Raw genomic sequence first — 18,029 nt, 5'->3', positions numbered from 1 at the left:
CTAATGTTCTGTGATTGGGAGGGATGGATGAGTGACGGTGAAGATTTTAAGCATTGGGTTAAGGGGGTTAGGAGGGTATTGGGTGCGTGGGGTGTAGGGGATGCCGGGAATTACGGCGATGGTGATTGTTAGGTTGCCGGATGCGTCGGTGAAAGAGGCAAAGGAACGTGTTCTTGCTTCGCTTTATGCTTTCGGATGCGACTTTTTTGATAAAAGGCTTGTTGTTCATTTGTCTCCGCCGGAGCGGAAAAAGCATAGCCCGATGTTTGATTTGGCCATGGCGATTGGGATTTTGAAGGCAATGGGCAAGCTGACAGCGCCGGCTTCCTCCGATGCAGCGTTTTTAGGTTCGTTATCGTTGGATGAACGATTCAGCCGGTGGATGGCATGCTTCCAGCGATATTGGCAGCAAAGAAGCTCGGTTTTCAAAAAGTATACCTTCCGTATGATCCCACACTTCCGCTTTATCATTTGAAAGATCTCGATTGTATCTTTGTTCAGACGTTGGAAGAAACGGTGCAATATCTGCAAGGACAACGTGTTCTTTCGTTACCCCCAGCTTTTCGCACTCCTGAAATTATGGACTCCCCGCGAAAGCATCATCGGGATTTTCAATCGAGTATTGGCCATCATCAAGCAAAGCGTGCATTGGAGATCGCAGCGGCAAGCGGACATAACGTGTTAATGGTTGGACCGCCTGGGTGCGGGAAAAGTTTGTTAGCGGAAACGTTTTCGTCGATTTTGCCGGGTCTTTCTCATGATGCGCAGTTAGAGGTGATCAGTTTGTACCAGCTGGCAGGAGAAAAAATTGAGAGCGGCTATCCGCCTTTTCGTCATCCGCATCATTCTGCTTCATCGGTTTCTTTAATTGGCGGGGGAACGCACCCAAAGCCTGGCGAAGTGTCGCTGGCACATCGCGGTGTTTTATTTCTCGATGAAATGGCGGAATTTGCAAAAAAGACGCTGGATATGCTTCGCCAGCTGTTAGAGACGGGGAAAGTGACGATTAGCCGTATTTCGTCGACGGTGACATATCCCGCGGACTTTATTTTGCTTGGGGCAATGAATCCGTGTCCGTGTGGATATTTAGGCTCAAGAACGCGCTATTGCACATGTAGTGCGAAACAAATTCAAGCGTATCGAAATCGTGTTTCCGGGCCGATTTATGACCGGATGGATGTTTTATTACCATTGGAAGTCATTGATTTTTCCAGAAACGAGAGTTTCGGAATCTTCGGAAACCATAAGGAAAAGAGTGGAAAAAGCAAGAAGAAAGCAATATGAACGTTGTTTTTCTTCAAGACTATCAAACTCGTAAGCAAGCGGAACAAAGCATATTTGAATATATTGTGAGTTTTTATAATGATCAACGGATTCGTATGAAAAACTCTATTACAGTAGGAATCAAGATATTACAAAATGGCATTGTCGAAACAGATAACGATTATCACGGAGTTGGATCCTATTAACGCAGATTATAGATATTCTTTAGCTAGATAGAGACTAGAAAGAGGGAAATATATTTAAATAATTAGATGATATAAGGATCGAATATATTATTATTTCAAATAAAGTTTCAGAGAGTCTTATTTTATAAATACAATTGTTCGATGTTAGGCTAACATAGGAGGATGAAGGGACGGTTTTGATTGCTGAAAAAGAGACTGCTTTGAGGTATTCAATTATATCTGCGTTTTATTTAATAAAGAAAGCAGGCGAATCATCTGGATTATATAGATGATTCGCCTGTTTTTACCTGATTAAAGTAGGGGCCTTTCTGTGTTTTGTGGCTTGTTCGTAAGCGTAGGCCATTCCAATTAGTGCGGATTCGCTCCACATTTTTCCAAATAAGGCTAAGGCGAACGGGGATCCGTTTTCGAAATAGCCAGCTGGAACTGTGATCAATGGTAAACCGCTGATATTTATTTCTGATATTGTTGTTGATTGTATATTTTCCTCTTGGATGTTTGGAATTGCAGTCGGCATTTGAGGATAGACAAATCCGTCAAGCTGTTGGTCCTCCATCACTTGATAGATAATTCGGAGCAATTCACCTTTCACTTCATTGAATTCTGTCAAATCTGGTAAAACACTATGATCTGCCATAGCTTTCTCTTCATTGACAAAATCCGAAACTAAAGCAAGTGGTCCATCTTCTGTCCATGGGACCGCCCCCGCTTTGTCGAATACAGTTTTAATGGAAAGGGTTTTATCCTCTGGATCCAGATTTTTTGGGTACTTTTCAAGGTCATAAAAAAAAGTTTCCATTCCTAAGAAAGTATTTTTGGATGAAACATACTCAGCGAGCCCTGTCCCGGCAAACGGATCTTCAACTACCTCTGCACCTTGTGCTTTTAGCATTTCAATGGCAGAAGCATAAAGCTTTTTTGTTTCATCAGAGAGTTCCTGTGTACGCCATCCCGGTCCGTACAAGCCGACGCGTTTGCCTTTTAGATAATTTTTATTAAGAAAAGCAGTGTAGCCTTCTTTAGGAATATTCCCGATTGCAGCAATTGTTTTAGGATCTTCTTTTGAATACCCAGCCATCACACTCAGCATAATTGCAGCGTCTTGGACAGTACGAGCGTGCGGTCCCAAGACATCCCGAGTACTGCCGGCAAGAGGTGTCACCCCAGTTGTTGGGATTAATCCGAAGGAAGGTTTAATTCCAACTAAGGCTTGAGCTGCTGCAGGAACTTGAATGGATCCGGCCGTTTCTTCGGCGACGCCCAGCACAGCTAAGTTTCCTGATACAGCAGTCGCCGTACCACTGCTGCTTCCGCCTGGTGAAATCGACCGATTTACTGCGTTATATGTCGGACCGTCCCAGCTATTGTTTGCATTATAGGCACAACTAAAAGCAGGAATATTAGTCTTACCAAGAATAATCGCTCCCGCTTCTTTAAGTCTTGTTACAACCGGGGCATCCTTTGTTGGCATTAATTCGATCCCGCCTGCTTTTTTACAAAAAGGTGCCCAGCCAAATGTCGATGGATATCCTGCCATATCCACCGCTTCTTTTATAACAATTGGAATCCCTGCCAGTGGTCCAAGTTCAGCTCTTTCTTCATACAGACGATCCATTTCTTTCGCGTCTTCCAAAGCATTAGGGTTCATGAAGGTGAATGCGTTATAAATTTTTTCAAATTGTTCAATTCTATTTAAATAGGATTGAACAACCTCTTGAACTGTGTATTCACGATTTTTGTACCCGGCTATGAGTTCGTCTACAGTCACTTCTTCAAATCGGAAACCTTCGCCAACAGATTTTAGTAAAGTACTTTTTTCCAATTGTAATAACACCTCTTTGTTTTTATTTTTATATTCCCTAACACTAGCATTGCAGTAATTAAATCTGATGATTCAAAATGCTAAGAATGTTCAATTTTTTATTGATTTCGAAACAAAAAAATCCTTTACAATGGTAGTACAGGTGGTTCCTGTCCAAATCCAATCGTAAAGGATAACCGTTATGGACAAGAATACACTAATTTCATCATTTGGTAAATGGGTTTCACCCATAAATATTCAAAAACTTAGCGAACAAGTCAAAGAATTGAAACAGGACTATTACACAAAAAAGCTGACAACAGAAGCCTATATTAAACTTTTATTGGTAGCCCAGCTGCTCGAATTTACGAGCTTAGAGGAAATGAGTGATGCACTTGTAGACGAAGATCTTCAAAAAGCACTCGGATTTGAATCGATAAGTGCCTCTCAGCTATCCCGAAAAAACAATCAGATCAACCCACTAATTCTTGCAAATTTGTTCTTGGATCTTGTTTGGAAAATTCAACGGTACCATTATCAAAACGGAAAGAATATGCCACTGAAAATCATTGATTCAAGTACACTCCCGTTGAATTTGACCCATTATAAATGGGCAAAATTCCGTAAAACAAAAGCTGGTGTAAAGCTACACTTACGGCTCGTTTTCATGGATAAAGACACCGTCTATCCTGAAAAAGCAGTGATTACGACAGCAAAAGAACATGACCGAAATCAACTCGAAGTCCTAGTGGATGATCAAGAAGCCATGTATGTGTTTGACCGCGGTTATGTGGACTATGAACGTTTTGATCGGATGACAGATGATGGCTATTTCTTCGTTTCAAGACTGAAGAAAAACGCAGTCATTCGTGAAGTCTATACATTTTCACTTCCTGATGATTGTCACGTTCTATCCGATAAAATGGTCTACATTGGTACCACACAAAATCGTACTGAAAATGTCTTTCGTCTACTAGAAGTTACGGACACAAAAGGGAACTTACTTCGTTTCATCACCAACCGATTTGATTTAAAACCAGAAGAGATAAGTGATATTTACCGATCTCGCTGGGCTATTGAACTCTTTTTCAAATGGCTCAAGCAACACGTAGAAATTAAGCACTTTTATGGAATGAGTGAAACAGCTATTCAAAATCAAATTTTCTTAGCCCTTATCACGTATTGCTTACATGTTCTCATTCAATTGGAGATGAAAAGTAAGAAATCCCTACTTCGAATTACTCGTTGGTTAAAGAGAGCTCTGTGGAAACCAGCTTATGTTTGGTTGCGAAAATTTGATGGGCGAGCCAGTCCATAATTTCCCTTTTGTCGTTGTCCCTCTGGTTTAACTGTATATATTTACCAAATGGACAGTGCCATCTTTCTTTAGGTTTTGTCTTTTTGGCACAAATTCACAAAAATTAATTAACAGAAAATTCTAACTTTATTTATGCAATGCTAATGATTCCCTAATACAAATTTAAAATCCTATTATTTGGATTGACTTAATTTTGTTACATATATAAAACTCACTGTATTAACTTGGCAGATCATCTTACATAAAAATTTGAAAAATCAAGAAATGTGTGCTAATGTTTGACGTTGGCAATCCAATAACCCGAACGTTTAAGATCAGTAAACCCTGCCTTAATTTTAATTAGATGAAACATAGGTCAATATAACAACCTCGCAATTCTGAAAAAGGAAGAGATCTACAGAGTCAACTATTTGAACTTTCAAGCTGCCAGAAGAGCCTTATTCGAATTTATAGAAGGCTGGTACAATCGGAAACGGATTCATAGCTGCCTGGGCTATATGACGCTACAAGAAACAGAAGACAGTATCAAAGGGGCAGCGTAGTGCTCTTCACAATTTTACAAACATCCGCTTTACATGGAGTGGCGGGTGTGGTAGGCTTGTTTGCCATGCGAAAGAAATTATTGCCCCTTTCGCCCTTCGCATAACACCACGCCCGCAGAGGCTCCATGTCAAGCGACCAGCGATGTCAATGAGATCAAAATTAAATTTCACTTATTGGTGTCCAAAATATTGACTTAAATCCAATGATCAACAGCAAAAGGGTGTAATGTATAGTGTATGCTTGCAAAGCTGTCTTGTTTGATTTTCATGTCATGTGGAGAAAATGGGTAGTGGACAATGTTTAAAGGAATAGAAATCATTATACAGTTTATATTATGATGGTGTTAAATGGACGATATTTATTGGAGTGATGATGGTGAAACTGGCATTCACTAATATTGGTATGGTGGAAAAGGCGGAAATTGAGTTAAATGGCTTAGTATGCATTGCGGGCGAAAATGATACTGGAAAAAGCACCGTTGGAAAATTGTTATTTTCGATTGTCTATGCACTTAATCATTTTGAGGAAATGTTTGAGCAAGATCGCACCCATTATTTATTAAATCAAGCAGAACTGTTTTATTTCAGGCTTCGCCGCTTAATTCGTTTATCTGACGAAGATCGTTTGTTTTTTGGAGTGGAATTTCAACATGAATTATCGCATTGGCTTAATTCTGGTGAAAATGTGACGGAGAAATTAACAGCAACAATTGAGAAGCGTCTATTGAAATTAGAACATTTGCACTTAGATGAAGAAGGAAAGAACCTATTAGCGGATATGCTTACGGAAGTTATTGACTTTTTGAATGTTGCCCGTGATGAGGAAAAAATAAAGCAAGAAGCAGTGGAAATGGTGATGAGAAGCGAATTTCAAAAATCCATTTCACGTCTTAACAATGAAAACGCTGAATCGCTTGTTTCGATTACGGAAAATCATCAAGAAATTCTTCGCCTGGCTTTAAAAAACAATCGTTTGACGGAATTTAAGTCGGGAGATCCTCTCTACTATAAGGATGTTATTTATATTGAATCGCCATTTGTATTTTACTTTATCGATTTGCTGCAACGATTTATGGCTAGACGCCTAATGCAAAGAACAAATCGGGACCAAAGCATTCCATATCATTTAAAAGATTTATTTGAAAAGTTGAAATCGAAAAATCCGCAAATGTTTTCGATGTCAGAACATATTGCGAAAGATGTAAGTGAAAATTCACTATATCATTCTCAACTTGAGAGCTTAATGGGCGGGAAAATGTATTATAAAGAGATGGAAGATGAATTTGTTTTTCAACGGTCAGGCGGGCAGGAAGAAAAGTTTGCATTAATCAATACAGCCACAGGAATTAAAGCGCTGGGAATTTTCCAATTGTTGTTGCAGTCGGGATGGTTGACGAAGAGAACGCTTCTTATCATTGATGAACCTGAAGTTCACTTGCATCCTAGCTGGCAAATAGAGTATGCGCGAATTTTGGTCGAGCTAGCCAAAAGTGAAGGGGTCCATATATTAGTAAATTCCCATAGTCCATATTTTATCGAAGCTCTTAAAGTTTATAGTGACCAAAAGGGGCTTGAAGAGGATATGAAATTTTATCATGCCCAAAAAATTAGCACGTCTTCATCTGTCATTCGAGATGTTACGAATCAGCTCGAGGAAGTTTTTCATCTATTAACAGAACCTTTTCACCAATTAGAAGAGGAGACATTGCGGGATGATGAAGATAGATGAGTTAAAAGCGCTATTGCAAAACAAATACAGTGAATTTTTTCAATCCATCGAGGATATCAGCAGGGATGATCAAAATAATGAAAGTCTTTGTTCTTCCCCCTTTGTTTGCTTATCTTTTGATAAAGTTATTCAAGATTTAGCAAGTAAAAAGGGGGAAGATGCATTAAAATCCCCCGACCTTCTTCATATTCAAGACAATCAATTGTTTTTTGTGGAATTTAAGAATGGCAAAATTGATCAAAAAGAGCGGCAAAGCCTTAGATTGAAGGCAATCGAGGGGCCTTTCATAGGTCTATATGAAATGATAAAAGAACATGATCCTTCTATATCATTTCATGACATCGTCAAAATAGATAAAGTATATTACGTAGTGTACAATGAGGAAAAAAATCCGCAAAAAAGAACAGCCGGGTTACTTAGACATTTGGGAGGGCAACAAATCCGTTTTTCTTTAAAAAAATATAAAGGCACTTTCATGAAGGACGTAAAAACGATATGTGCAACCGTATTTTTAGAATCGGTTGTTTCGAAGTGGAAATAGATGAAGAGTGTCTATGATTGATTAAAAGTTTAGTAGTTTTCATATCGATGGTGCTGGCTACATTGGCAGGGCAGTCACGGGATGAAAGAGCTGTTGCATAGAAAAAGGTCGCTGTGCTGCAACTTATCGACCGGTCATCGGTATTTAGTGGATGATCGCGCGGTGTTTGTGCAAGGGGATTTAGGGAACAAAGCGGATCTTGAACCGATGTTTGAAAAATACCCGATTCAAGCTGTCATGCATTTTGCGGCGAACAGCTTAGTCGGCGAATCAGTGGTGAATCCGCTGAAATATTATCAAAACAACGTTGCTGCTACATTAACGTTGCTAGAAACAATGTTGAAATATAATGTGAAAAACTTTATTTTTTCGTCTACTGCGGCAACGTATGGGATTCCGAATGTCGAATTAATTACGGAAGATTGCCCAACAAATCCAATTAACCCATACGGCCGTTCGAAGTTAATGATCGAACAAATTTTAGCGGATTTTGCTTCTGCGTATGGTTTGAACTATGTCGTCCTTCGATATTTCAATGCGGCTGGGGCGCATGAGTCGGGAGAAATTGGTGAGGACCATAACCCAGAAACGCATTTAATTCCGATTGTCTTGCAGCATTTGTTAGGTCAGCGCGACAAAATTTCTGTCTTTGGTACGGACTATAATACACCAGATGGGACATGCATTCGTGACTATATCCATGTCACCGATTTAGCGAAGGCGCATATTTTAGCGCTGGAAGTATTGTTGACTGGTAAAAAGAAAACTGCTATTTACAATCTCGGCAACGGCTTAGGTTATTCCGTTAAAGAAGTGATAGAAACATGTGAAAAAGTCACGGGACGTAAAGCCGTCATTGAATACACTGACCGCCGTCCGGGCGACCCGGCGCGTCTTGTCGCATCCTCGCAAAAAATTTATGAAGAACTTGGCTGGAAAGCGGAATATTCATTGGAACAAATCATCGAAAGCGCGTGGAAATGGCATCAGTGGAAAGGGACCAAATGGTCGAGCTGCCCTTGATGGGGCGGTTTGTTTTTATGGGCGCTGTTAACTGAATATTCGGTCTATTAATTGGTTAATAGGGCGTGCTGGCGGTCAGTTATGGAGCAGTCCATGCGTCACAGGTATATTTTCGTAAAAAATTTATGGAGGAAAAAGGATGAAGAAGAAACGTGTAGGAATAAAGGGATTGATGTCCATATCACGAATATGGGAAGATGAACTAGGAGTGATTGGCGAAACAAATGTGGGCAGTTCTGTTTAGGCGATGCGCATGAGTGTTTATTGCAAAATAAAAATACAGAGTTCTGCAACAAAAAAATGCAGAACTTGATTGCATAAAAAAAGGCTTGCCAGCTTAGTGGCCCGTGGAAGCAACCTGCCCACCCCTAAAATAGGGCTAATTTAAATGTTTTCACAAAAAAACGCACCCAGCAACAAACAGCGTTACTGGATGCGATCAGTAGGAGTATTTTTAAAACGGATTATAAAACCGGCTTCCATCATGGAATGTGATGATTAAGGTGACAATGAACAGAATAGTAAATAGAGCGATTGCAAAGTAGTCACTTTTTTGAAAAGGTCTTGCACTATACCATGTGCGTTTTTTGTTTTTGCCAAAGCCGCGCAGTTCCATTGCGTTGCTGATGGTGTCAATTTTGTTTAGGCTTGATAAGATAAGCGGTGTAAGGATGGAGGCGGCATTTTTGATCCGTTTAGGAAGTTTTTCTTTGCGGGACATGTCAAGGCCTCTGGCTTGTTGGGCGCGTGCTATATTCCGAAAATCCCGCTGTACGTCCGGTATATATCTTAATGCCAAAGAAACAGCATACGAAATTCGATAACTCACACCGATGCGATTGAGGGAAGCGGCGAATTCGCTCGGATGAGTCGTCACAATAAAAAGCAAAGCCGCTGGGATCACTGTGAAATATTTTAACGTAATATTCAATTGGTAAAAAAGTTGTTCCAATGTGACGTTATACCTTCCTGATATTTCAAATAACACATGGCTGGAGCCGTAAATTTTTACTCCTTCTTGCGGTGAAAAGACATAAATGGCAACATTGTTTATGAAAAGAAATACTAAAATAAATACAACAACAAACAATATCTCTTCAAGTTTAATTTTTGAAATAATAAAAATGAGAATACTAATTAAAAATAAAAATAGTAGAATACGAGTGTCGTATGTCAGCATAGCTGCAGTCGACCATAAGATAAAGCATATTAGCTTTGTTACACCTGTCAACTGATGAACAGGAGATTTTCGGTCAATATAAGATAGCATCTCGGCTGCCAACCTGCCTTACCTCCCGATCATATTCTATGAAACGTTCCACAAACTTCCTCGGTTCTGGTATTCCTGTTTTTAATGCCAGGTTATAAAGAGACGTTTCCTTTAAATTTGCCTGTTCAATGATGTCAATATCAGAAAGGACATTGACAGCTGAGTCATCGGCAATTTTCCTGCCTTCTGCAAATACAATCGCTCTTTCTGTATACTCCAGCATTAAATGCATATCATGAGTAATCATCATAATCGTGACGCCTTGCCGATTTAATTGAGCAAGAAACTCCATAATATCAGTATAATGGCGAAAATCTTGTCCGGCAGTTGGCTCGTCCAAAATAATGATTTCTGGTTCTAACACTAAAATGGAAGCAATCGTAACCCGCTTTTTTTGACCGAAGCTTAATGCTGAAATCGGCCAATTCCGAAATGGGTACAGCCCGCAAATTTTTAATGTATTGTCGACGCGTTCTTTTATTTCAGCTTCCGCTACGCCGCGAACCTTTAAGCCTAAGGCTACTTCGTCAAAAATCATATGCTTTGAAATCATATGATTTGGATTTTGCATGACCATGCCGATTTTTAACGAGCGTTCTTTAATCGTTTCGTTTGTTATATCCTTGCCGTTAAACAATATGCTCCCTGAGGAAGGCTTTTCAAATCCACAAATTAATTTTGTAATTGTAGATTTCCCTGCTCCATTTTTTCCAACAATGCTCACCATTTCCCCTTTGTTAATTGAAAAAGAAACATCCTTTATCGTTTCGTGACCTGGTGAATAGCTAAACGAAATATTTTTCAGCTCTAAAATTGGTTTTCCTTCTTTACTTGGCGTTTTTGGATTTGAATCTTCAAACCATTCCAACAAGTTTTTTCGGCATAAATCCGCTTTAAACTGATTGAAATCAGCAGGATGCATATCTTCAGTTAGTTCGCAACCGGCATATTTGACCGCTTTAATATATAACGGCTCCCGTATATTCGTTTCTTCTAAAATGTTAGTTGTTAAAAGCTGGTCAGGGCTCATATCAGCTACTATTGAGCCGTCATTGACCACAATAATGCGATCGACATGGCGATATAAAACATCTTCTAAACGGTGTTCAATAATGACAACGGTTGTATTCGTTTCTTTTTGGATTTTGTCGATTAAAGCCATTGCATACTTTCCAGTAGCGGGGTCAAGGTTTGCGAGCGGTTCATCAAACAACAGGATATCCACTTTGTCAACCATTACACCAGCGAGGGAAACCCTCTGCTTTTGCCCGCCTGACAAATGATGGACAGAGGCAGGCAAATAATCATCCATTTCGACCATTTTGGAAGCATCTTTTACGATCTCGAACATTTCCTTTTGCGGAGTGCAATCATTCTCCAGTGCAAAAGCTATGTCTTCACCAACAGTTAATCCTATAAACTGGCCATCAGGATCCTGTAAAACAGTACCAACCATTTTTGATAAAGCAAAAATATTTAACTCCTTTGTTTCCTGACCCATTACTTTTAAACTTCCGGTCATTTCTCCTTTATAAGAGAAGGGGATTAGACCATTGATGCAGTGGCCAATGGTGCTCTTCCCAGATCCTGAAGGCCCAACGATTAAAACTTTTTCCCCTTCGTAAATGTTTAAATGAATATTTTTTAATGTTGGATTTTTTTGGCTATAATACTTAAAGCTAAAATTATGAAATTCAATCACTCGTTTTCTCATTCGTAAAAGCTCCTGTAAGTAAATATGTTGTCAAAACTCACAATGTGCTTTTATTCTTTATCAAGACTTCCTTTTTGACTGCGTGTTTTTGCATAGAGTAAAAGAAGAAGTGTTCCAATGACGGCAACTGTTACCATATTGGAAATTCCAACAACTAATCCTTGCAGGAAGACTTTATTTGCTGGCTCAGCATAAATCAGTATATCAAGAGAAGGTGCGACAAGGAACCAGCCGATTGCTTGAACAATCACCTGAACAATATTAAATGTAATAATTTTTTTAGTGCCGAATTCACCAGATTCGATATCGATGCTTTTAGAAGCCAGACCAATTAAAAATCCGACAAGCAAGCTGACAACAACCCAACTCCACCAAATAGATCCATAAAATATTAAGTCTTTTAACGCATGACCGATAAGTCCGATTAAACCGCCTGCGACAGGCCCAAAAATAATTGACATAAGTGCTAAAAATGCATAAGTTGTTTCAATATTGGAATTTGGTATCCCTGTTGGAATGGACGCAAATCTTCCCAGAATAACAAAGACAGCTGCTCCAATTCCGATTGCTACGATTGTTTTGATCGATAGATTGTTTTCTTTCATGAACTTCCTCTCCTTTTTTTTATTTTTATGATTATATTGAATTTCCATTATATACGAAATTCGGTACTTTGCAGATAGTGATTTTCCATTTGGCACCTGCTTCAATATGGTAGGCCTTCGCAAATGATCCTTGATTGATTGCCACACCGATTTTGTCGAGCGAATTGACGTAAAGCAAAGGCTCGCCCAAATGACTATCCGCAAATGATCTGCCAAACGTCATAATATTTTTATATACTTGTCTTGTTTCATTTTCAATCGTTACTTCAAAAGAATCTCCGTAATCTACGTCTAACTTCTGAAACAAGCTGCGATCAATATTGGTCCATAAGTTTCCAAAGCGGACATCAAGTATATCAATATTCCCTTTAATCGCACCATTTTGAATATAGGCTTCTAAAACTGGCAGTTCAATTAGCGAATCGATTGGAATTTCCGGCCCCACCTGTTCAAACGTAATCACTTCGGATGCAAGCCGTGCGCCGGTATAAGCGTAAATATCACGTCCATGGAAGGTATAAGAATGCCCGGAATTTGGCAGCCGGTTTACCTTTTCATCGATCAGCCTTGCTTCTTCGATCCCAATATACTTCTTTATATGTGTGATCGTTCCATTGTCGGGTGTCACAATATATTGGTTTGATTTTGTCTTCACAACAATGCTTCTCCGTTCTGAACCGACACCCGGATCAACAACAGAAATAAATACCGTCTCCTTTGGCCAATACGATATCGTTTGGTACAGCCTATAAGACGCTTCCCAAATATTATATTGGGGAATATCGTGGGTCAAATCAAAAATCCTCAGGCTGGGATTAACATTCAAAGCGACTCCATACATTGCACTGACAGCTCCATCGCTTAATCCAAAATCAGTTTGAATAACTAAAAAACGATTCATAAATTTTCCCCCATACATTGTTGTTTTATAAAAAAAACCACGTCTTTATCTATATAGATAAGGACGTGGTTTTGCTCACGTGGTACCACCTTACTTCACTGTTTGCTCGCACAAAACAGCCTCTGCCAGTACTACGGGCTTAATCCCTTCATACTGTGGTATTTGTAACGAGTACCAAACTCGGCGGAACCTACTTGTACCTTCGTGCTTTGTTGGGATAAAACACGAAAATAATACTTTCAGCACGCAACTCAGAGGCCATTGTTCGGGTTCGTATTTTTGCTTCTTCTCAGCTACCGAAGCTCTCTGTGAAAAATAACTGAACCTTACTTTTCCTCTTCATAGTTATTGTAAGAAAATTATTAACAATTTTTTAATTAATTATAATCACCGCCGCGAACATGTCAAGCGTTGGAATACGAAAAGTATGGAATGTGGCGGGGATTTGGTGCGGTGTGCTGGATATTAGGCTTGATGTGGAACTTTTTTAGGTCTGATGTGGAAAAGATTTAGGTCGAATGAAATATGTTTGTGCGTGTGTGGAACAAACTTGGTTCGGATAGTGAACAACCTTTTGCACGGCTGTACTTCACCCGTAGTGGGCTTAAAAACGCAGATATGCTTCGGTATACTGACGGTTATCCCCTTTCCCGACGGTCACCATGGCAGGATTAAACACACCGGCACTTTGCTAATTAAAATGGTAACCTAAGAAAAATGAGGAAGGATTACTCATGTTCTTGTTTTTTGGAAGACAACTAGAATCTATTTCTAAGGAAGGAGGCACTTGCTGTGTAAAAGGGCTTACCTTTTGGTATAGTTTTTGGCTCTGTGCAAAATTTGTCGAATCATTGGTGATTGAAAGATAAGATAAGGTGTATTACAATAACATTATCAGAACATACGTTCTGAATGTATATGGTGACAAAGTTTTCATTAGAACGTCTGCTGGTTGAGATTTGTCAAGAAGTGCGTTTTGTAAGGCGATGCACTTTCTTTTATCTGAAAAATCTGCAAATAACTTCGGCTTTTCTTTAGATAAACCTCAGCTCCCCTCCAAATTCTCCTCGAAAGGATGATTCCCATTATGAAGGAATACCTCGATTTAAAATTGGATTTTATGTTTAAACAATTGTTCGGCCATCCGAGCCGAAAGCAGCTTACAATCGCTTTTTTGAATGCGGTTTTGCATCGGACAGGCCATGATCGTATCATCGATGTGCAGTTTGATAACACAGAGCTGGCAAAAGAGTTCGAAGAAGGGAAAATGAATCGGCTTGACGTGCTCGTGTGGACCGACCGAGGCGAGCGGATTAACGTGGAAATTCAAATCATTGACCAGCACGATATGCCGGAGCGGATTTTGTATTACTGGGCGAGGCTCTTTTCCCAGTCGCTCTTCAAAGGCCAAGGGTACAGCGAACTTCCTCCCACCATTATGATTGCAATTCTCAACTACCCGCTCTTTCCGCATGAAACCGATCGGTTTCACACCATCTTTCATATCCGCGAAGATAAAGAACAATTTCTTTGGAGCGCGCATCTTGAATTTCACGCCATTGATTTATCACAATTTATGGTAAAATGGAAGAAATATAGACGTGATGTGAAGCGATCTTCGGAGTGGCCCTGGTTGATGATGCTGTCAGCGGTGGATGCCCGGAAACAAGAGATTGATGAGACGATTCTCAAGGAACTGGAGGTGTTGGCGATGAACGAGCAAGAAATTCGCGAAGCATTGGAAGAGTGGGAGAAGATAAGCGTCAGTTCGGAAAATCGCTACGCGTATGAAATGCGGCTGAAATGGCTGCGGGATCAATTGTCCAATCTTCTTGGCGAGCGGCGTGCGGGGATGGAGGAAGGGTTGAAACAAGGGCTAAAGCAAGGTCGGGAGGAAGAACGGAAGAACATGATCCGACATATGTCGGCGAAAGGAATGGCAGCGAAAGATATTGCCGATCTCACTGGACTTGCGGAAGAGGAAGTGCGAAAGTGGTTGAAATAGATTGCCTGTCATTTGTCGAAGCCGTTTGACAGTGGTTTAGGCTTATTCATCCGAAGAAGTAGTGGAAACGTTAGAAAACCTGCCGCCTAATAAGGCTTTGCTGCGCCATCGAAAAATAAATGTAGCACTCGGTAGGCGAAAAAAATGAAAGTGCTCTTGCATGAAACTGAAGATCGCACTTTCCTTTTAAAGGACTTTTCCATGCAAGAGCTATTTTATATCCCCTAATTTTTGAGCTACGGGTATTATTCAATAGAAACCATGCTGGTCATTCAGCATGGTGGTATCATGGACTCTAGCGATTGGGCAAATCGCCGAATTCCCTCGGGAATGGATTTTGTTTCTACTCGGCCGTAGGTAAAACGTATATATTTAATTAATCATATTGAAAATAAAAAAGAGTCACAATCTGTATCTCAAATATTAAGAAGTATGCCAGTTTGGGGAAAATGGTACGGACCTGGACATGGTGGCGGTGTACCAAAAAATAAATTAGATTCTTTATGTATGACACATGATCTTTGTTATAAAGTAAAAGGATATTTCGATTGTGGCTGTGATAAAGCTTTAGTAGCTGGGATAACTGCCGCTCTTCTATTTATGAAATCTGACGAAAAAAGAGCTGCCTTAGCAGTAGCAGCTTACTTTAGTATAGCACCTTGTAAAAAATAATAGAGTGGGGAATTAAATGATTTATAAACTTATCATGTTTATAATATTTTGTATTTTAATGTTTATAGGATATTTAATTGAATGGATTACAGGAGGAAGACCTTGAATTTAGGATCATTATCTTAGTCAGTTCTTGAAAATACAAAACATCAGCTAGTACTTTCGCTTGTTGACAAAGTCTCTGCTTAGACAGTCTACAAGCTTTATTACTATATCTAAAAGTTTGACAGAGTACACTAAAGAAAAGCCCGAAAATACTGGTGTTTTGTACTATACCCACAACACGGGGGTGTCTAATAAGTTGTTTTTACGGCATGATTTTACGTAATAGCCGACCAAGCCCTAACTTTTCCCATACCTTTCGGAACAGATAAACCGGCCCAAACTCTTTTGTCCAAAGCACGGAGACAGAAGAGGAAGAGCCTTGCCCGTGAATTCGGTCAAAGTAACGCTCTGAAAATTTGGCTAATCCCTCGATTATGTTATCGACAGAGCCATTCTCTAATAAATGTTCTAACCTCCCTAGATTACAAAGCGTTTGTTGCCGAACTTTATTGTCTACACGAAATGTACGACAAATTTGTAGTAGATATTGACGAACAGAACCATTTTTATTTTTTTGCTTGGGTCAGGTGCCTGTCACCACTCGATGCCCTGTCTGAACTCAAGGGATGGTAAAAAAAGTATACATATCCGTCTGTCATGACAAGGGATGAGAGTCCAAAAGCACTTACGCAGGAAATTCAAAAAATGGTTCGCTAACCTATGACTTACACCTGTTTTCAGCGAACCAAAAAAGCTCCAACAAAGTCTTGACTGACTCCGGAAAACGATAATCATACACTAATGCATATTCATCTGTTAAAATATTAATTATATTCTGACAAAAATAAAACCTATCGTTTTCGGAAGCAAGAGGTATTCTTTCGAAAAATTTACATCCATGAAACAAAATCATTAAATATACAAAGTAATCTATATATGGAATAAACGGTTTGCGGCCGTTTTATCACCGACAGAATGGGGGAGGGTGCAGTGGAGAAGATTGCCTCGCATGCGTATGAAAAGCCGGGCTGGAAACTGTATGTTTCGTTGCCGATTTTATCGTGGGCGTTGTATGATTTTGCGAATACGATTTTTTCCTCGAATGTGAATACGATTTTTTTCCCGCTTTATGTTTCGGAAACGGTGGGAAAAAGCGAGAGCTTGAACCAAATCGCCAGTACATTTATTTCGTATGCAAATGCGTTAGCCTCTTTCTTTTTAGTGATATTTTCACCTTTATACGGCACATGGATTGACCGGACCGGGAGAAGAAAGAAATGGCTTGGGATTTTTACGACTCTTTCGGTTACGGCAACTTTGCTTATGGGTGTTGCCGGATATTCGAATCTTGGGAATGCCATGTTTGGATTGCCGGCGTCTTTTGTCATAATCGTGCTTTTATTTGTCGCAGCAAAGTTTTTTTACCATTCGAGCCTTGTTTTTTACGATTCCATGATTTCCAGTTTGGGGAATAAACAGGAAATACCGCTTATCTCCGGTTTTGGCGTTGCTGTCGGATATGTCGGAACGCTTGTCGGGCTCGCTGTGTATCCGTTTGTTGGAGAAATGGATTACTATCGGGCTTTTATTCCAAGCGCCCTTTTGTTTCTTCTCTTTTCTTTCCCGCTGTTTTTCTTTGTCAAAGAAGAAGCCGAAAAAGCCGATGCCTTAAAGCGAAAGGCCGGATTTTTTGCAGGCTATCGGGATATTTATGCAACATTAAAAGAAATGAAAAAGTATCAAAACATTTTTACTTTCATGATTGCTTATTTCTTTTTGAATGATGCGGTGGCAACGACGATCGCCATCATGTCCGTTTATGCCAAAGTCATTGCCGGGTTTACGGCAGGGGAGTTCATCCTTTTATATTTAGTCTCCACAGTTTCGAGTATTATCGGTTCCTTTCTTTTTGGCTATATTACGAGAAGCAAGGGAGCCAAAAAAGCGGTTTTGTATGTCGGCATCGTGATGTGCATCGCACTGGCGATAGGGGTGCTTGCTTTTTCCAAGCTATCTTTTTGGATTGCTGGGAGTTTGTTCGGCGTCAGTTTAGGAGCGATGTGGGTCACTTCGAGAACATATATAGTCGAACTTTCCCCGCCAGATAAGCAAGGGCAATTTTTCGGACTGTTCGCTTTTTCTGGAAAAGTGTCAGCCATCATTGGTCCAGCGATTTATGGAAGCATTACCCTCCTTTTTCATTCATATGGAAACATTGCCAATCGGTTGGCGATGGGATCGCTTTTGATGATGGTGCTCCTTGGCATTTTCTTTTTGCAGAAGGTAAAGCCACAGAAGCCTGCCGCGCCGAAAAGCTGATGAGAGGTTTTAAGGAGGACATTGCCGAAAGCTATTCCGTCATTGAAATCATGGAAGCACAAATAACTACCAGCC

General features: G+C 39.9%; 12 protein-coding genes, 3 pseudogenes and 1 other annotated feature. Of the genes and pseudogenes, 10 read left to right on the top strand and 5 right to left on the bottom strand.

The genetic code is table 11. The features are described 5' to 3' along the window. Window positions 1–100: 100 nt before the first annotated feature. Together NSQ94_RS17900 and NSQ94_RS17895 are read left to right on the top strand one after the other, a co-directional pair. Window positions 101–1,288: pseudogene (locus NSQ94_RS17900) on the top strand (YifB family Mg chelatase-like AAA ATPase); the annotation flags it as partial. Beyond that, on the top strand, window positions 1,281–1,469 hold the full coding sequence (locus NSQ94_RS17895; RefSeq protein WP_327848440.1) for an IS3 family transposase: 189 nt from the start codon (window positions 1,281–1,283) through the stop codon (window positions 1,467–1,469). The pseudogene NSQ94_RS17900 and the gene NSQ94_RS17895, both read left to right, overlap by 8 nt. A 283-nt stretch (window positions 1,470–1,752) precedes the next feature. On the opposite strand, the gene NSQ94_RS17890 is transcribed toward NSQ94_RS17895, so the two are convergent. Beyond that, window positions 1,753–3,291, bottom strand: a complete 1,539-nt coding sequence (locus tag NSQ94_RS17890; protein WP_339193540.1) for an amidase — start codon at window positions 3,289–3,291, stop codon at window positions 1,753–1,755. A 181-nt stretch (window positions 3,292–3,472) separates the two neighbouring features. Between NSQ94_RS17890 and NSQ94_RS17885 the strand changes: the two genes are divergently transcribed. The 5 genes and pseudogenes from NSQ94_RS17885 to galE all read left to right on the top strand — a co-directional run bounded on the left by NSQ94_RS17885 (window position 3,473) and on the right by galE (window position 8,423). Beyond that, complete coding sequence (locus NSQ94_RS17885) at window positions 3,473–4,588, top strand: IS4 family transposase (protein ID WP_339229766.1); 1,116 nt, start codon at window positions 3,473–3,475, stop codon at window positions 4,586–4,588. A 371-nt stretch (window positions 4,589–4,959) separates the two neighbouring features. After that, window positions 4,960–5,130, top strand: a pseudogene (locus NSQ94_RS17880) (IS3 family transposase); the annotation flags it as partial. A gap of 370 nt (window positions 5,131–5,500) precedes the next feature. Continuing rightward, window positions 5,501–6,859, top strand: coding sequence for an AAA family ATPase (locus NSQ94_RS17875; RefSeq protein WP_339193536.1), 1,359 nt, complete (start codon window positions 5,501–5,503; stop codon window positions 6,857–6,859). Further along, a complete protein-coding gene (locus tag NSQ94_RS17870) occupies window positions 6,843–7,400 on the top strand; it encodes a hypothetical protein (RefSeq protein ID WP_339193533.1) in 558 nt (185 codons plus the stop codon). Before NSQ94_RS17875 ends, NSQ94_RS17870 begins: the two co-directional genes overlap by 17 nt. Before the next feature lie 43 nt (window positions 7,401–7,443). Then, window positions 7,444–8,423: pseudogene (galE, locus tag NSQ94_RS17865) on the top strand (UDP-glucose 4-epimerase GalE). A 454-nt stretch (window positions 8,424–8,877) separates the two neighbouring features. Here the strand turns inward: galE and NSQ94_RS17860 are convergent. Genes NSQ94_RS17860 through NSQ94_RS17845 form a run of 4 tightly spaced genes read right to left on the bottom strand, consistent with a single transcriptional unit; the run spans window position 8,878 to window position 12,913 of the window. Then, on the bottom strand, window positions 8,878–9,705 hold the full coding sequence (locus NSQ94_RS17860; RefSeq protein WP_339193531.1) for an energy-coupling factor transporter transmembrane component T: 828 nt from the start codon (window positions 9,703–9,705) through the stop codon (window positions 8,878–8,880). Then, on the bottom strand, window positions 9,677–11,407 hold the full coding sequence (locus NSQ94_RS17855) for an ABC transporter ATP-binding protein (protein ID WP_339193529.1): 1,731 nt from the start codon (window positions 11,405–11,407) through the stop codon (window positions 9,677–9,679). The genes NSQ94_RS17860 and NSQ94_RS17855 overlap by 29 nt, the downstream gene beginning before the upstream one ends. Window positions 11,408–11,457: 50 nt before the next feature. Then, the gene (locus NSQ94_RS17850) at window positions 11,458–12,012 is read right to left on the bottom strand and encodes an ECF-type riboflavin transporter substrate-binding protein (protein ID WP_144597802.1); all 555 of its coding nucleotides are present in this window, start codon (window positions 12,010–12,012) and stop codon (window positions 11,458–11,460) included. A gap of 31 nt (window positions 12,013–12,043) precedes the next feature. Continuing rightward, a complete protein-coding gene (locus NSQ94_RS17845) occupies window positions 12,044–12,913 on the bottom strand; it encodes an S-adenosyl-l-methionine hydroxide adenosyltransferase family protein (RefSeq protein WP_094244298.1) in 870 nt (289 codons plus the stop codon). A 56-nt stretch (window positions 12,914–12,969) separates the two neighbouring features. Continuing rightward, window positions 12,970–13,265 (bottom strand) — a binding site (T-box leader). A gap of 732 nt (window positions 13,266–13,997) precedes the next feature. Between NSQ94_RS17845 and NSQ94_RS17840 the strand changes: the two genes are divergently transcribed. From NSQ94_RS17840 to NSQ94_RS17830, 3 genes are all read left to right on the top strand, one after another. Continuing rightward, window positions 13,998–14,918, top strand: coding sequence for an Rpn family recombination-promoting nuclease/putative transposase (locus tag NSQ94_RS17840; RefSeq protein ID WP_339195848.1), 921 nt, complete (start codon window positions 13,998–14,000; stop codon window positions 14,916–14,918). Between the two features lie 432 nt (window positions 14,919–15,350). Beyond that, window positions 15,351–15,590: a hypothetical protein gene (locus tag NSQ94_RS17835; RefSeq protein ID WP_339193526.1), complete on the top strand. Its 240-nt coding sequence runs from the start codon at window positions 15,351–15,353 to the stop codon at window positions 15,588–15,590. A 1,020-nt stretch (window positions 15,591–16,610) separates the two neighbouring features. After that, complete coding sequence (locus NSQ94_RS17830) at window positions 16,611–17,954, top strand: MFS transporter (protein ID WP_339193525.1); 1,344 nt, start codon at window positions 16,611–16,613, stop codon at window positions 17,952–17,954. Window positions 17,955–18,029 lie beyond the last annotated feature (75 nt).

Source organism: Aeribacillus sp. FSL K6-2833 (assembly GCF_037965815.1).
Lineage (GTDB): Bacteria > Bacillota > Bacilli > Bacillales > Aeribacillaceae > Aeribacillus > Aeribacillus composti.
This window is presented reverse-complemented; position numbering and strand designations above follow the sequence as displayed.

What these genes read in the sequence shown, in the direction of transcription:
- NSQ94_RS17885 (WP_339229766.1), top strand. Translation starts at nt 3,473, where the DNA reads ATGGACAAGAATACACTAATTTCATCATTTGGTAAATGGGTTTCACCC.
- NSQ94_RS17870 (WP_339193533.1), top strand. Translation starts at nt 6,843, where the DNA reads ATGATGAAGATAGATGAGTTAAAAGCGCTATTGCAAAACAAATACAGT.
- NSQ94_RS17830 (WP_339193525.1), top strand. Translation starts at nt 16,611, where the DNA reads ATGGGGGAGGGTGCAGTGGAGAAGATTGCCTCGCATGCGTATGAAAAG.
- NSQ94_RS17850 (WP_144597802.1), bottom strand. Translation starts at nt 12,012, where the DNA reads ATGAAAGAAAACAATCTATCGATCAAAACAATCGTAGCAATCGGAATT.
- NSQ94_RS17835 (WP_339193526.1), top strand. Translation starts at nt 15,351, where the DNA reads ATGCCAGTTTGGGGAAAATGGTACGGACCTGGACATGGTGGCGGTGTA.
- NSQ94_RS17845 (WP_094244298.1), bottom strand. Translation starts at nt 12,913, where the DNA reads ATGAATCGTTTTTTAGTTATTCAAACTGATTTTGGATTAAGCGATGGA.
- NSQ94_RS17875 (WP_339193536.1), top strand. Translation starts at nt 5,501, where the DNA reads ATGATGGTGAAACTGGCATTCACTAATATTGGTATGGTGGAAAAGGCG.
- NSQ94_RS17855 (WP_339193529.1), bottom strand. Translation starts at nt 11,407, where the DNA reads ATGAGAAAACGAGTGATTGAATTTCATAATTTTAGCTTTAAGTATTAT.
- NSQ94_RS17895 (WP_327848440.1), top strand. Translation starts at nt 1,281, where the DNA reads ATGAACGTTGTTTTTCTTCAAGACTATCAAACTCGTAAGCAAGCGGAA.